9 protein-coding genes are annotated in these 14,894 nt (G+C 67.6%); 2 read left to right on the top strand and 7 right to left on the bottom strand.

Annotated elements, in window-relative coordinates; translation table 11 throughout:
* Positions 1-21: 21 nt before the first annotated feature.
* Positions 22-1,911: a 1-deoxy-D-xylulose-5-phosphate synthase gene (gene dxs, locus AVMA1855_RS06580; protein ID WP_284425074.1), complete on the top strand. Its 1,890-nt coding sequence runs from the start codon at positions 22-24 to the stop codon at positions 1,909-1,911.
* Between the two features lie 293 nt (positions 1,912-2,204).
* Positions 2,205-3,284: a TRAP transporter substrate-binding protein gene (locus tag AVMA1855_RS06575; protein ID WP_272548513.1), complete on the top strand. Its 1,080-nt coding sequence runs from the start codon at positions 2,205-2,207 to the stop codon at positions 3,282-3,284.
* Positions 3,285-3,533: 249 nt separating this feature from the next.
* Here AVMA1855_RS06575 and AVMA1855_RS06570 read toward each other — a convergent pair whose 3' ends face one another.
* The 7 genes from AVMA1855_RS06570 to glgB all read right to left on the bottom strand — a co-directional run bounded on the left by AVMA1855_RS06570 (position 3,534) and on the right by glgB (position 14,786).
* On the bottom strand, positions 3,534-4,061 hold the full coding sequence (locus AVMA1855_RS06570) for a hypothetical protein (protein ID WP_284425073.1): 528 nt from the start codon (positions 4,059-4,061) through the stop codon (positions 3,534-3,536).
* On the bottom strand, positions 4,058-5,644 hold the full coding sequence (locus tag AVMA1855_RS06565; RefSeq protein WP_284425072.1) for a TRAP transporter large permease: 1,587 nt from the start codon (positions 5,642-5,644) through the stop codon (positions 4,058-4,060). Before AVMA1855_RS06565 ends, AVMA1855_RS06570 begins: the two co-directional genes overlap by 4 nt.
* A 48-nt stretch (positions 5,645-5,692) precedes the next feature.
* Positions 5,693-6,232 (bottom strand): TRAP transporter small permease subunit, encoded by a 540-nt coding sequence (locus AVMA1855_RS06560; RefSeq protein ID WP_272564385.1) that lies wholly within the window; start codon positions 6,230-6,232, stop codon positions 5,693-5,695.
* 288 nt (positions 6,233-6,520) lie between these two features.
* Positions 6,521-7,231, bottom strand: a complete 711-nt coding sequence (locus AVMA1855_RS06555; RefSeq protein WP_284408506.1) for a mechanosensitive ion channel family protein — start codon at positions 7,229-7,231, stop codon at positions 6,521-6,523.
* 63 nt (positions 7,232-7,294) lie between these two features.
* Entirely contained in the window at positions 7,295-10,699 is a 3,405-nt protein-coding gene (gene treS, locus AVMA1855_RS06550; RefSeq protein ID WP_284425071.1) for a maltose alpha-D-glucosyltransferase, read from the bottom strand.
* A gap of 15 nt (positions 10,700-10,714) precedes the next feature.
* Entirely contained in the window at positions 10,715-12,874 is a 2,160-nt protein-coding gene (locus AVMA1855_RS06545) for an alpha-1,4-glucan--maltose-1-phosphate maltosyltransferase (protein ID WP_284425070.1), read from the bottom strand.
* A complete protein-coding gene (glgB, locus tag AVMA1855_RS06540) occupies positions 12,861-14,786 on the bottom strand; it encodes a 1,4-alpha-glucan branching protein GlgB (RefSeq protein WP_284409422.1) in 1,926 nt (641 codons plus the stop codon). The genes AVMA1855_RS06545 and glgB overlap by 14 nt, the downstream gene beginning before the upstream one ends.
* Positions 14,787-14,894: the final 108 nt, after the last annotated feature.

The following is a 14,894-nucleotide window of genomic DNA, read 5'->3' as shown; positions in this document are numbered from 1 at the left end:
CAGCTCCTCAAAAAATAGCCTATGTCCACGAATTCCTTTCCCCTGCTGCAGACCATCAACGACCCGGCCGACCTGCGCCGCCTGTCGCGCGCCGAGTTGAAGGACCTGGCCACCGAACTGCGCGCCTTCGTGCTCGACAGCGTCTCCAAGACCGGCGGGCACCTGAGTTCCAACCTGGGCACGGTGGAGCTGACCGTGGCGCTGCACACCGTGTTCGACACCCCGCGCGACCGCCTCGTGTGGGACGTGGGCCACCAGACCTACCCCCACAAGATCCTGACCGGCCGGCGCGACCGCATGGGCACGCTGCGCCAGTTCGGCGGGCTGTCGGGCTTTCCGCAGCGCGCCGAGAGCGAATACGACACCTTCGGCACGGCACACTCCAGCACCAGCATCTCCGCCGCGCTCGGCATGGCGCTGGCCGCCAAGCAGCGGGGCGAGAACCGCCATGCCGTGGCCATCATCGGCGACGGCGCCATGACGGCGGGCATGGCCTTCGAGGCGCTGAACAACGCCGGCGTGGCCGATGCCAACCTGCTGGTCATCCTCAACGACAACGACATGAGCATCAGTCCGCCCGTGGGCGCGCTGAACCGCTACCTGGCGCAACTCATGAGCGGCCATTTCTACGCTGCCGCCAAGAACGTGGGCAAGACCGTGCTCAAGCCCGTGCCGCCGCTGCTGGAGTTCGCCAAGCGGCTGGAGCAGCAGGCCAAGGGCATGGTGGTGCCGGCCACGCTGTTCGAGAAGTTCGGCTTCAACTACATCGGCCCCATCGACGGGCACGACCTCGACTCGCTCATTCCCACGCTGGAAAACATCAAGGGCCTCAAGGGCCCGCAGTTCCTGCACGTCGTTACCAAGAAGGGCCAGGGCTACAAGCTGGCCGAGGCCGATCCGGTGGCCTACCACGGCCCCGGCAAGTTCGACCCCCGCGTGGGCCTGACGCAGCCCGCCACGCCCCCGAAGCAGACCTTCACCCAGGTCTTCGGCCAGTGGCTGTGCGACATGGCGGCCAAGGACGAGCGGCTGGTGGGCATCACGCCTGCCATGCGCGAAGGCTCGGGGCTGGTGGAGTTCGAAAAGCGTTTCCCCGGCCGCTACTACGACGTGGGCATCGCCGAGCAGCACGCGGTGACGTTCGCCGCCGGCATGGCCTGCGAGGGCGTCAAGCCGGTGGTGGCGATCTACTCGACCTTCCTGCAGCGCGCCTACGACCAGTTGATCCACGACGTGGCCCTGCAGAACCTGCCCGTGGTGTTCGCGCTCGACCGCGCGGGCCTGGTCGGCGCCGATGGCGCCACGCATGCCGGCGCCTACGACATTCCGTTCGTGCGCTGCATTCCCAACATGAGCATGGCCTGCCCCGCCGACGAGCGCGAGTGCCGCCAGTTGCTGACCACCGCCTTCGAGCAGGACCACCCCGTGGCCGTGCGCTACCCGCGCGGCAGCGGTGCGGGCGTGGTGCCCCTGGCCAGCCTGGAAGGGCTGCCGTTCGGCAAGGGCGAGGTGCGCCGCACGGGCGCGGCGCCGCAGGGCCGGCGCATCGCCATCCTGGCCTTCGGCACGCTGCTGTACCCCGCGCTGCAGGCGGGCGAGGCGCTGGATGCCACGGTGGTCAACATGCGCTGGGCCAAGCCCATCGACACGGCCCTGCTGCTGGAAGTGGCCGCGAACCACGAGGCCCTGGTGACGCTGGAGGAGGGCACCACGCTGGGCGGCGCCGGCAGCGCCGTGTGCGAGGCCCTCAACGCCGCGGGCGTGGTGCGGCCGGTGCTGCAACTGGGCTTGCCCGATGCGTTCATCGAACATGGCGACCCCGCCAGGCTGCTGGCGCTGCAGGGGCTGGATGCGGCGGGCATCGAACGGGCCGTGCGCGCGCGGTTCCTGGCACCGTCCGCTGCCGCCTGAGGCCGCCGGACCCGTTCCGAGACGGCCCGAGGTGGGTGGGCCTTCGCAAACGCGGCACGGGCACTGATGCCCTGGCCCCGAGGCGCCCGCTGTCGATCTCCGCGAAGGGCGCGCGCCCGATGCTTGCAGAACCCTGAATGGGCGAAACGGGTGGGTTCTTTCACGGGAAAACCCGCAAAACCCGCAGGGGGCATGTTCCTACAATCGTCCTCGGCCCACACAGTTTCTTGCCCTGGGCGCACGGTGCCCACCAGCGCCGGGTTCTGCCAACAATATCTCGGAGATCAATCCTCATGGATCGTCGTTCAATCATCAAGCACGCCGGCATCGTCGGCGTGCTGGCCGCGGGCGCGGCCCCTGCAGTGCATGCGCAGGCCAACATCCGCTGGCGCCTCGCTTCGAGCTTCCCCAAGTCGCTCGACACCATCTACGGAACGGCGGAGGTGTTCTCCAAGAAGGTCAGCGAAGCCACGGGCGGCAAGTTCCAGATCTCGGTGCATGCCGGCGGCGAGCTGATGCCCGCCTTCGGCGTGGTGGACGGCGTGCAGAGCGCCTCCGTCGAAATGGCCCACACGGCCCCCTACTATTTCTACGGCAAGGACCCGACGTTCTGCCTGGGCTGCGCCGTGCCGTTCGGTCTGAACGCACGCCAGATGAACGCATGGATGTACGAGGGCAACGGCCTGAAGCTCATGCGCGAGTTCTACGCCAAGTACAACATCATCAACCTGCCGGGCGGCAACACGGGCGCGCAGATGGGCGGCTGGTTCCGGAAGGAAATCAAGTCGGTCGCCGACCTGAAGGGCCTCAAGTTCCGCACCAACCCGTTCGCGGGCAAGGTGCTGGAGCCGTTCGGCGTGATCCCCCAGTCCATCCCCGGTGCCGACCTGTACCCCGCGCTGGAAAAGGGCACGATCGACGCGCTGGAGTGGGTGGGACCGTATGACGATCAGAAGCTGGGCTTCAACAAGGTCGCGCCGTTCTACTACTACCCCGGCTGGTGGGAAGGCGGCCCGCAGCTGGACTTCTACATCAACACCAAGGCCTGGGAAGGCCTGCCGGCCGAATACAAGGCCGTGGTGGAAGCTGCCGCCTCGCACGCCCACGTGACCATGCTCGCCAAGTACGACGCCCGCAACCCCGTGGCCATCAAGCAATTGGTGGGCTCCGGCACCAAGCTGCGTCCCTTCACGCAGGACGTGATGAACGCGGCCTTCAAGTCGGCCCAGCAGATCTACTCGGACCTGAACAACAGCAACCCCGAGTGGAAGAAAATCTACCCCGACTACTCCAAGTTCCTGGCCGACCAGAACGCCTGGTTCCGCTTCACCGAAGGCACGTTCGACCGCTTCATGCAGCAGCAGAAGCTGTAACTGCGCAATCCTCCGAGCCGCCGTGTGAACGGCGGCTTTTTTTTGGGTGCCTGGCTGGTGCGCAAGCACCAACGCAGAGTGTCTGTCGCGTCCCTCGCGGGATGTGTGGGTTGAAACGGGAGCAGGGGCTCCAAGGTTCGAATCCTGGTACTGGTCGCGCCCCCCGTGGGCGCGTGGATCATGCGCATTGCCGCACCACGGCCATGGCTGCGCACCGCAGGGGCGGCTGGTGGCATTTCGCCCGGCGCTTCAGCGAGCTGTCGGGGGCTGGTCTTCAGAACGGGCTTGTGGATTGCTGCCCTGCCGCACCACCGCCTCGCCGAAGGCCACCAACAAGGCCGGGTCGGCCGAATGCACCCAGGCGATGCTGCCGTTGCGCCGGCGCACGAGCATGCGGGGCGCGACGATGCCGCTCAGCCAGGGCCAGTGCACGATTTTGAAAGTGGCCACTTCGCGGATGTGCACCTTCTTGTCCCACAGCCACGACTGCAGCAATGCGTCGCCCGTGAAGCGCGTGCGGCTGAACACCATCCACCAGCCCACCCAGGCGATCAGCACCCCGGCCAGGCAGACGGTGGCCAGGCTGGTGAAGGACCACTGCGCGCCGCGCAGCGCGGGCACCGACCAGGCCGCAAACGCGCCAAGCGCCACGACGATGGCCACGGCCAGCCCCCGCACCGCCGGCGGGTAGGCGGCGCTTTCCAGCCAGGCGCCCCCGGCACCGCCCGGTGCGTCCGCTGCATCCGCAGGGGGCACGTTCGGAGAGTTGCCCGTCATTGCGGCGTGCTGGCCGCGCCCTCGGCGGGTGCGGCGTCCGGTGCTGGCTCGGGCACCGGCATGGCGGGCTCGGCACCGGGTTCGGCGGCCGGGGCGGCGCTGCCCGCTGCGGGCTTTTCACCGGTGCCGAACGGGTCATCCATGTTGATGGTGGGCTCGGCGGACGAGTCGGCCGGCATCTCGAGCTGCACCTTGTCCAGGTCGACCACCTGCTCCTTGTCCAGGAAGACGGTCACCGTCTGCGGGAAGAAGATCACGATCGCCACCAGGATCAGCTGCATGATCACCCAGGGGATGGAGCCCATGTAGATGTCGCTGGACTTGACCGGTCTGTCGATGCGTTTTTCCTTGAACAGCGTGTCCGAGATGCCGCGCAGGTAGAACAGTGCGAAGCCGAAGGGCGGGTGCATGAAACTCGTCTGCATGTTCACGCACAGCAGCACGCCGAACCACACCAGGTCGATGCCCAGCTTGTGCGCCACGGGGCCCAGCAGCGGCAGGATGATGAAGGCGATCTCGAAGAAGTCGAGGAAGAACGCCAGGAAGAAGATGAAGATGTTCACCACGATCAGGAAGCCGATCTGGCCGCCTGGCAGGTCGCTCAGCAGGTGTTCGATCCAGATGGCGCCATCCACGCCCTGGAACACCAGCGAGAACACGCGCGAGCCGATCAGGATGAACACCACCATGGCCGTGAGCCGCATGGTGCCGTCCATCGCTTCCTTGATGAGCTGCCACGTGAGCCGCTTGTGGATGGCCGCCAGGATCAGCGAGCCCACCGCGCCCATGGCGCCGGCCTCGGTCGGCGTGGCGATGGCGTGGTCCATGAAGGGCAGGCCGCCCATGGAGCCCAGCACCGCGAAGATCAGGATGGCCGAGGGGATGATGCCGCGCAGGCACTTGCCCCACAGGGCCCAGCCGTGCAGCGTGCGCGCCGTCTTGGGCAGGCCGGGCACGTACTCGGGGCGGAAGCGGCCCAGCAGGAAGGTGTAGATGGCGAAGATCAGCACCTGCAGGATGGCGGGGCCCCAGGCGCCCTTGTACATGTCGCCCACCGAACGGCCGAGCTGGTCGGCCATGACGATCAGCACCAGCGAGGGCGGCACCAGCTGCGTGATGGTGCCCGAGGCCGCCAGCACGCCGGTGGAGTAGCGCATGTTGTAGCCGTAGCGCATCATCACCGGCAGCGAGATCATGGCCATGGCGATCACCTGGCCGGCGACGGTGCCGGTGATGGCCCCGAGGATGAAGCCCACGATGATGACCGAGTAGCCCAGCCCGCCGCGCACCGGGCCGAACAGCTGGCCCATGGAGTCGAGCATGTCCTCGGCCAGGCCGCATTTCTCGAGCACCGCGCCCATGAGCGTGAAGAACGGAATGGCCAGCAGCAGGTCGTTGGACAGGATGCCGAACATGTTGATCGGCAGGTTCGCCATGAAGTTGGCCGGGAACCAGCCCATCTCGATGGCGAAGAATCCGCTGAACAGGCCCAGGGCCGCGAGCGAAAACGCGACCGGGAACCCGATCAGCATGATCACGATCAGCCCCGCGAACATGATCGGGGCAAAGTTTTCCATGTGCATTCTGGTGTCGTCCTGAGAGAAGTCGGTGGGGCAGGGGCGGGCGGGTGCTTACTGCACCGGCTTCTCGTAGTGCGTGTTCATCTGGATGTCGCCGCGCAGGTAGGCCACGCGCTTGATGATCTCGGCCACGCCTTGCAGGAACATCGCGCCGAAGCCCAGGGGCATCAGCAGCGCGGCGGGCCAGCGGATCAGGCCGCCGATGTTGCCGGACATCTCGCCCGATACCAGCATGTGCCAGAAGAACGGCGCCGTCAGCCAGGTGAGCAGGCCCATCACCGGCAGCAGGAAGACGATCAGGCCGAACAGGTCCACCAGCACGGGCTTCTTGCCTCGCAGCCGGCCGTAGATGATGTCCACGCGCACGTGCTCGTTGAGCTTGAGCACCAGCGGCGCGCCCAGCATCACGGTGGTGGCGAAAAGGTACCACTGGATCTCGAGCCAGGCGTTGGAACTCATGTCCAGGCCGTAGCGGATGATCGCGTTGGTGGCGGAAATCAGAGCGGCGGCGAGCACGGCCCATCCGGCCACCTTGCTGAGCTTGGTGGAAATCCAGTCCATGCCCATGGCCAATTTGAGGAGTCCTGACACGGTTTGTCTCCTGGAGAACTTGGGGAATTATTGAAATACGGCGGCCCGGCCGCTGCGTGTGGACGCAGGGCCGGCAGTGGCGCCGATCGTACTCCCGGGCTGCTGAAAAAAGCCTGACGCTGGGGGGTGGGGTTTTCCCGTGCGGCTTGGCCCTGCGCACCGCGCCATGACACGGCAGGGCAAAAGAAAACCCCGCGGCATAGCGCGGGGTGGGGCGCCCAGGGGGGGCGTGGAAAGTGCCGCCTCAGCAGCCTGGCGGGCAGCGCCGTTGACGCGGCCGGGCCGGTGTCATGGAATGCGGTGGTCGTCGCCCGCGGGGCCGTCGCCCGGGCCGCGCTTGCGGGGCCACCAGTGCTCGATGCACTCGGCCGCGCGGTCCTTGCCCCCTAAGCCGAAGGCCAGCGCCAGGGCGAACACCGCGCCGCCCAGCACGATGAGGAAGCTCTGGCGCACGATGTCGCCGCCGATGCGCAGGTGGTCGAGCGCGATCAGCACGACGAAGGCCACGATCGCGTACTGGGCCAGCTTGCCCAGCAGCACGGTTTCCTTCAGGCCGCTGCGCCGGCCCTGCGCGGCCACCATCTCGCCGACGAAGCGGCCGAAGTACGCGCCCAGCGCGAGGATGATGAGCGCGATGAACAGGTTGGGCACGAACCACACCACGCGGCTGAGCAGCGCGGTCACGTAGCTCAGGCCCAGGCCGTTGAAGGCGATGAGCAGCGAGGCGAGGATGACCAGCCAATAGACCAGGATGCCGAAGATGCTGGTGGTGTCGCCCTGCACGCCGCCTTGCTTCAGAAAGCCGTCGAGCCCGGCGCGCTGCGTGAGCACCTGGAAGTTGATCGCGCGCAGCCCGCGGGTCACGGCGAAGCGCGCCGCCTTGGCCACCAGCCAGCCGGCTGCGACGACAAGCAGGGCGATGAGAAGCCGCGGCAGGAATGCGCTGACCTGCAGCAGCATGGCGCGGGCCGGTTCCAGATGAATGCTGAAATTTTCCATGGAGGGTGCCCTCAATTGATCGGGTGAACGTGGACGGTCGTTGGCGGGCCGGGTGACCGGCGCCTACGGTGCCGCAGGGGCGGGCGAGGGCGAGGCCGCGGCGCCGATGAGCGCCAGCAGCCCCTGCAGTGGCACCTGCGCCCAATCGACGCGGTTGCCGAGTTCGTAGCGCAGCTCGTACAGCGCCTTCTCGATCTCGAACAGCGCCACGATGGCGCCGTCCGGCACGGGGGGCACCTCCAGATGCGCGCCCGGGTGCTGGGTGGCCGGGGCGCTGGCTTCGGCGGCATAGGCCTCTAGAAACGCGGCGCGCGTCTCGCGCTCCCATTGCTGGGCCGCTTCGTCCAGGCGCAGCATCTCCTCGGTGGACTGGGTCATGCGCTTGAGCGCGGCCCAGCGGGCGTAGTTGAACGAGCGCAGCATGCCGGCCACGTCGCGCAGGGGCGAGCTTTTGGCGCGGCGCTGCTCGAAGGTGCGGCCGGGTTCGCCCTCGAAGTCGATGATGACGAAGTCGTTGTCGGTCACCAGCACCTGGCCCAGGTGGTAGTCGCCGTGGTAGCGCGTCTTGTGGCCCGAAGGAGTCACGCCGGTACCCTGGCCGATGCGGTCCATGAGGGTGGCGCGCCGGGCCAGCAGGGCCTGGGCATCGGTGCGCGCGGCTGGTGGCAGGTCGGCCATGCGCTGCTCCAGCAGCGCCAGCGTGTCGGCCGCCTCGGCCAGGGCGCGCTCATGGAAGGCCTGCACGTCCTGCGCGGTGACCGGCTCCGGATCGAACGCCGGGTTGCCGGTGCGCAGCGCGAGTGCCCGGTGCAGGCCGGCGGTGCGGCGGCCGAGGGTTCGCACCAGCGCGAGGAAGCCTCCGTGCACGTCCGGCGTGGCGCCCGAGGCGATGCGCGTGTCTTCCAGGAACCGCTCCAGGTAGCCCAGGGTGTATTCCCAGCCGTCGCCCTGGTTGGACACGTAGGACTGCACCAGGGCCAGCGTCATGGTCGTGCCGTCGCCCGCGACGTACTCGACCGCGCCGCCCACCGGCACGCAGTGTTCGAAGCGCGCGGCCTCGGTCAGGAAGCGGCCCACCTCCAGCTCGGGATTGACCCCGTTGCGCACGTGCCGGTAGCCCTTGAGGAACAGCTTTTCGCCCAGGGTGACCACGGTGTTGCTGCTCTGCGCGCCCGGGCGTCCCACAGTGAGGTCGTCCAGTCCCTGCGCCATCCCGGCGAAGGCCACGGTGCTGCGAAAACGCAGCGTGCCGCCGCGGTCGGTTCCCAACTGTTCGTTGGCACCGATGGCCCGCACCACGGCGCGGCAGAAGGCCTCGTCGTGGAAGGCGTCGCCCATCACGCCCACGTTGGCCTGCTGGCGCACGCGCGCCACGCCGCCGGGCGAGAGCCGGCGCATGCGCTCTTCATCGCCTTCTTCCCATGCCAGGGCCAGGGGAACGAAGTACGAGGCGGGCGGCGTGGACGGGGCCTCGACATTCAGGATCGGCAGCATCCATTCATAGCCGCCCTCGGTCTTCCACACGGTGTGGTCCTGGATGCGGGCGCGCTCGATGGCCGTGCCCTTGCCGGCGTACCAGCGCTGCAGCTCGATGTAGCGCGGCAGCGTGTCGGATTCGAACTGCACGCGCATGCGTTCGGCCATGCCGATGCGCCAGGGCATCACGTTTTCGCGGAAGAAGCTGGTCCAGCCGTCGAACAGCACCAGCACCGGGCGCTCCTGCAGGTCGAGCCCGTCCTGGTGCCAGGACGGCACCTGCGCCTCGGTGGACAGGCGGAACCAGTAGAACCCGTAGGAGTGCAGCGTGAGCAGGTAGGGCAGGTCGCCGATGGGCGGGAAGGTGACGCGGCCCAGCATTTCCAGTGGGGCGCGCCCCTTGTAGGCCGACAGGTCCAGCTCCACCGGCTGGGCGGCGCGAGACAGGTTGAACACGGTCAGGATCACGTCGTCGCCGTGTTCGCTGATGTAGGCGAGGATCTTGCGGTTGCCCGGCTTCAGGAAGATGCGCCGGCCACGCCCGAAGGCCCGGCTGGTCTTGCGCACGGCCAGCATGCGGCGGGTCCAGTTGAGCAGTGAACTCTGGTCGCTGGCCTGGGCCTCGACGTTCAGCGCTTCGTAGCCGTACACGGCATCCATGATGGGCTGCAGGTACAGCCGCTGCGGGTCGGCGCGCGAGAAGCCGGCGTTGCGGTCGGGGTTCCACTGCATCGGCGTGCGCACGCCGTTGCGGTCACCCACGAACACGTTGTCGCCCATGCCGATCTCGTCGCCGTAGTAGATGATGGGCGAGCCGGGCATGGACAGCAGCATGCCGTTCATGAGCTTCACGCGGTCGATGTCGTTTTCCATCAGCGGCGCCAGGCGGCGGCGGATGCCGAGGTTGATGCGTGCGCGCATGTCGGCGGCGTACATGGTGTACATGTAGTCGCGTTCCTTGCTGGTCACCATCTCCAGCGTCAACTCGTCGTGGTTGCGCAGGAAGATCGCCCACTGGCAGCCGTCGGGAATGTCGGGCGTCTGCTGCAGGATCTCGACGATGGGGTGGCGGTCTTCCTGGGCGATGGCCATGTACATGCGCGGCATCAGCGGGAAGTGGTAGGCCATGTGGCATTCGTCGCCATCGCCGAAATACTCGCGCACGTCCTCCGGCCACATGTTGGCCTCGGCCAGCAGGAAGCGGTTCTTGTATTCGGCGTCGATCGCGGCGCGCAGCCGCTTGATCACCGCGTGCGTCTCGGGCAGGTTCTCGTTGCTGGTGCCGTCGCGCTCGATCAGGTAGGGGATCGCGTCCAGCCGGAAGCCGTCCACGCCCATGTCGAGCCAGAAGCGCATGGTCTTGAGCACGGCCTCCATCACCAGCGGGTTGTCGAAGTTCAGGTCCGGCTGGTGGCTGAAGAACCGGTGCCAGTAATAGGCCTTGGCCACGGGGTCCCAGGCCCAGTTCGACGTCTCGGTGTCGGTGAAGATGATGCGCGTGCCCTGGTAGATCTGGTCGGTGTCGCTCCACACGTAGAAGTCGCGCTCGGGCGAGTCGGGCGGCGCGGTGCGCGCGCGCTGGAACCAGGGGTGCTCGGCGGAGGTGTGGTTGATGACCAGCTCGGTGATCACGCGCAGGCCGCGCTGGTGGGCCGCGTCCAGCATCTCGCGGAAGTCGTCCAGCGTGCCGTACTGCGGGTGGACGTCTTCGTACTCGGAGATGTCGTAGCCGTCGTCGCGCAGCGGCGATGGGTAGAACGGCATCAGCCAGATCGTGTTGACCCCGAGGTCCTTCACGTAGTCGAGCTTGGCGGTCACGCCCTTGAAATCGCCCACCCCGTCGCCGTTGGTGTCGAAGAAGGCCTTGACGTTGAGCTGGTAGATGACCGCGTCCCGGTACCACTGGGGATCGTCGCTGGTGTCGATCTCCGTATTCTCGGGGGTGACGGCCGGCTCCGGCTCGGGCAGGGGGTGGACCAAAGGTGCATTCATGGGCGGCTCTTCTTTTTATTCAAAATGGTCGAAGTCGTCGTGGCGGCCGATGCGCCGGCGCACCACGAACACGTGGGCGGGCGAGCGGTGCGGGTCCAGCAGCACGTAGTGCGCATCGCCCTGCCAGACGAATCGCTGCTGGCTCAGCAGGTCGTGCATCTGCCAGTCAGCGGGAGGGGGTGCGGGCTGCGATGCCGGCATGTCGGACGTGGAGGGGTCGGTGGCCGCGATGTCCGCCGCCGACAGCCGCAGCCAGCCCGACTGCGGGTGGTGCGGGTCCAGGTTGACCACGGTGACCACGATGTTCTGGCCGTCGGGGGAGTGCTTCATGTAAGCCAGCAACTGGTCGTTGTCCACATGCAGGAAGCGCAGCCTGTGGTCCGCATGCAGGGCCGGGTTCTCGCGCCGGATCTGGTTCACGCGGGTGATGAAGGCGCGCAGGTTGCCGGGGCGCTCCAGGTCCCAGTGGCGCAGCTGATACTTTTCGGAGTCGAGGTATTCCTCGCTGCCCGGCCCGCGCGGCAGGTGGTCCAGCAGCTCGTAGGCCGGGCCGTAGATGCCGTAGTTGGCGGCCAGCGTGGCGGCCAACACCAGCCGTGCCATGAAGACGGCCGGCTCGCCGCCCTGCAGGTGCTCGTGCAGGATGTCCGGCGTGTTGGGCCAGGCGTTGGGCCGGAAATACTCGCGACCCGGTCCGGTGGACAGCTCGATGAAGTACTCCGTCAGCTCGTGCTTGGTGTTGCGCCACGTGAAGTAGGTGTACGACTGGGTGAAACCCCGCTTGGCCAGCCCGTGCATCACCTTGGGCCGCGTGAAGGCTTCGGCCAGGAAGATCGTGTCCGGGTGGTCGCGCTGAATTTCGGCGATCACCCATTCCCAGAACGGAAAGGCCTTGGTGTGCGGGTTGTCCACCCGGAAGATGCGCACGCCCTCGCCGATCCAGTGTTCGAACACGCTTTTGAGTTCGCTCCACAGGCCGCGCCAGTCGTCGCATTCGAAGTTGAAGGGATAGATGTCCTGGTACTTCTTGGGCGGGTTCTCGGCGTACTGCACCGTGCCGTCGGGGCGCCAGCGGAACCAGTCGGGGTGTTCCTTCACGTAGGGGTGGTCCGGTGCGCACTGAAAGGCGATGTCCAGCGCCACTTCCAGGCCCTGCTCCTTGGCGGCCACGACCAGACGGCGAAAGTCCTGCACGGTGCCCAGTTCGGGCAGGATGGCCTTGTGCCCACCCTCGTTCGCGCCGATGGCCCAAGGGCTGCCCACGTCGTCGGGCCCCGCGGCCAGGGCATTGTTCTTGCCCTTGCGCTGCTCCCGCCCGATGGGGTGGATGGGCGGGAAGTACAGCACGTCAAAGCCCATGGCCGAGATATCGGCCAGGCGCGCCTCGACGTCGCGGAACGTGCCGTGCACGCCCGCGGTGGGTGCGGCGGAGCGGGGGAACAGCTCGTACCAGGTGCTGTAACGGGCCCGCTCGCGGTCGGCCCGCAGCGGCAGGGCGTCGGGGTAGCGCACCTCGAAGCGGCGGTCAGGGTGGCGGCGCATCGCCGCGGCGGCGGCTTCGTCCAGTGCCAGGGCCTTGAGCATTTCTGCGTCGCCCTCGGCCTGGGCGCCGCGTTCCAGGGCCTGAGCCCAATCGGTCAGGTCGCTGCGGTCCTGGGCGGCGCTGGCACGCTGGGCGGCCGCCAGGGCTTCTGCCGCGCCCACGCGCGCGGCGATGCGGATGTCCTGCGGGTCCACGCGGCGTTCGAGTTCCCGGCGCCAGGATTCGAACGGGTCCACCCAGGCGGACACGGTGTAACGGTACAGGCCCGGATCGGGTGGCGTGAAGTCGGCCACCCATTCGTCGTTGCCGCTGGCCTCCATGGCCACTTCGGTAGCGTCTGCGGGGGCCGCAGTGGCGTTGCCATCCCGATCGCGCCACCACTGCAGCGCCACGCGCAAGACGTCGTGCCCGTCGGTGAAGCAGTGCGCGGTGATGCGGGTCGGTTCGCCGGCCACGCGCTTGGCGGCAAAGCGACCGCCGTCCACGCAGGGGAGCACGGCTTCGACCACGGCGCGCACGCGGCCGTCTGCGTCGCCGATCGGGGTCACGGGGGGGGGCGGGCTGGTTGGGGACACCGCAGAGACGCTGGCCGCTGGGCGGGAAGAAGAGGGCAGGGTGTCAGGCTTTGGCATGGCGCGCAGGCTCCTGTCGGAAGATGAGGGTGGAGAGCGGCGGCAGCGTGAGGCACAGCGATTGTTCCCACTGGTGCGACCGCACAGGCGCAGCCTCCACGCCGCCCAGGTTGCCCCAGCCGGCGCCGCCGAACTCACGCGCGTCGCTGTTGAGCAACTCCTGCCAGTAGCCGGAGGACGGCACGCCCACCAGGTAGTTGGTGCGCGGCACGGGCGTGAGGTTGCAGACCACCAGCACCGGACCGGCGCCGCCTTCCTGCGCCGCCCGATGGCTGGGCTTGCGCAGGAAAGCGATCACGCTCTGCCCGGCGTCGTCGGCCTCCACCCATTGAAAACCCTCCGCCGAAAAGTCCACTTCATGCAGAGCGGGCTCGCTGCGATAGACGCGGTTGAGTTCGCGGATCAGGCGCTGCACGCCACCGTGCAACGGGCTGTCGCACACCCACCATTCGAGTTCGCCTTCGTGCGTCCACTCGCGGCGCTGGCCGAACTCGCCGCCCATGAAGAGCAGCTTCTTGCCCGGGTGCGACCACATCAGGCCAAACAGCGCGCGCAGGTTGGCGAACTGCTGCCACTCGTCGCCGGGCATCTTGTTGATCAGCGAGCCCTTGCCGTACACCACTTCGTCGTGCGAGAGCGGCAGCACGAAGTTTTCGTTGAAGGCATACACCAGCGAGAACGTGAGCTTGTGGTGGTGATAACGACGGTTGACCGGGTCTTCCTTCAGGTAGGCCAGCGTGTCGTGCATCCAGCCCATGTTCCACTTCATGCCGAAGCCCAGGCCGTTCATCTCCACGGGCCGCGAGACCATCGGCCAGGCGGTGGATTCTTCTGCGATGCTGACCGTGTCCGGGTGGTCGCGGTAGACCGCGCGGTTCAGCAGTCGCATGAACTCGATGGCTTCCAGGTTCTCGCGGCCGCCGTGGCGGTTGGGTATCCACTCGCCGTCCTTGCGGGCGTAGTCCAGATAGAGCATGGAGGCGACCGCATCCACGCGCAGCCCGTCCAGGTGGTACTTGTCGAGCCAGAACAGGCCGGAGGAGATGAGGAAGCTGCGCACCTCGTGCCGGCCGTAATTGAAGATGGCCGAGCTCCATTCGGGGTGGAAACCCTGGCGCGGGTCTGAATGCTCGTACAGGTGGGTGCCATCGAACTCCGCCAGCCCGTGGGCGTCCACCGGAAAGTGGGAGGGCACCCAGTCCAGCAGCACGCCGATGCCGCGCTGGTGCAGGTGGTCCACGAAGTACATGAAGTCCTGCGGGGTGCCGTAGCGCGAGGTGGGCGCGAAGTAGCCGGTGGTCTGGTAGCCCCAGGAGCCATAGAACGGGTGTTCGGTGATGGGCATCAGCTCCACGTGCGTGAAACCCAGGGACGTCACGTAGTCCGCCAGTTCATGGGCCAGTTCGCGGTAGTTCATGAACTGGCCGTTTCGGCGGCGCCAGGAGCCGGGGTGCATCTCGTAGATGGACATCGGTGCATCCAGCGCGTTGCGCGGCCCGCGCGATGCCATCCAGTCGCTGTCGCCCCATTCGTAGTCGAGCGACCAGATGCGCGATGCGGTGTTGGGCGGCAGTTCCGCACACACGGCGAAGGGGTCGGCCTTTTCGAGCACGCGGCCCCCGTTGTGCGACACGATGCGGTATTTGTAGGCTTGACCGTGCGCGGCGTGGGGGGAGGCTCCCTCCCAGATGCCGCTGCCATCGGACCGGGCGTGGAGCGCATCCGCATCGGGGTTCCAGCCGTTCCAGTCGCCGATGACCGAGACCGATGCGGCGTTGGGTGCCCAGACGGAAAAGTCCGCACCGCCGCCCTCGCTGCGCAGGTGGCAGCCCATGGCCTGGTAGAGGCGTGAATGCGTTCCTTCGCGAAGGAGATAGGCGTCGTGGGCGGTCAGCAGGGCGGTGTGGGGCAAAGGCACGGGCTTGGATCCTTGGGGGAGTGGGCGCTCCGCGGCGCAGGGCGCGCCAGCGCAACCGGTTCACAAAACCCATTGGGGCACGTACCGCGGGGTCGTCGCTGC

The sequence above is a fragment of the Acidovorax sp. SUPP1855 genome (assembly GCF_030158955.1).
Classification (GTDB): Bacteria; Pseudomonadota; Gammaproteobacteria; order Burkholderiales; family Burkholderiaceae_C; genus Paracidovorax.
The sequence above is the reverse complement of the archived record's forward strand: the minus strand, read 5'-3'. Positions and strand labels throughout refer to the sequence as shown.

What these genes read in the sequence shown, in the direction of transcription:
- dxs (WP_284425074.1), top strand. Translation starts at nt 22, where the DNA reads ATGTCCACGAATTCCTTTCCCCTGCTGCAGACCATCAACGACCCGGCC.
- AVMA1855_RS06575 (WP_272548513.1), top strand. Translation starts at nt 2,205, where the DNA reads ATGGATCGTCGTTCAATCATCAAGCACGCCGGCATCGTCGGCGTGCTG.
- AVMA1855_RS06570 (WP_284425073.1), bottom strand. Translation starts at nt 4,061, where the DNA reads ATGACGGGCAACTCTCCGAACGTGCCCCCTGCGGATGCAGCGGACGCA.
- AVMA1855_RS06565 (WP_284425072.1), bottom strand. Translation starts at nt 5,644, where the DNA reads ATGCACATGGAAAACTTTGCCCCGATCATGTTCGCGGGGCTGATCGTG.
- AVMA1855_RS06555 (WP_284408506.1), bottom strand. Translation starts at nt 7,231, where the DNA reads ATGGAAAATTTCAGCATTCATCTGGAACCGGCCCGCGCCATGCTGCTG.
- treS (WP_284425071.1), bottom strand. Translation starts at nt 10,699, where the DNA reads ATGAATGCACCTTTGGTCCACCCCCTGCCCGAGCCGGAGCCGGCCGTC.
- AVMA1855_RS06545 (WP_284425070.1), bottom strand. Translation starts at nt 12,874, where the DNA reads ATGCCAAAGCCTGACACCCTGCCCTCTTCTTCCCGCCCAGCGGCCAGC.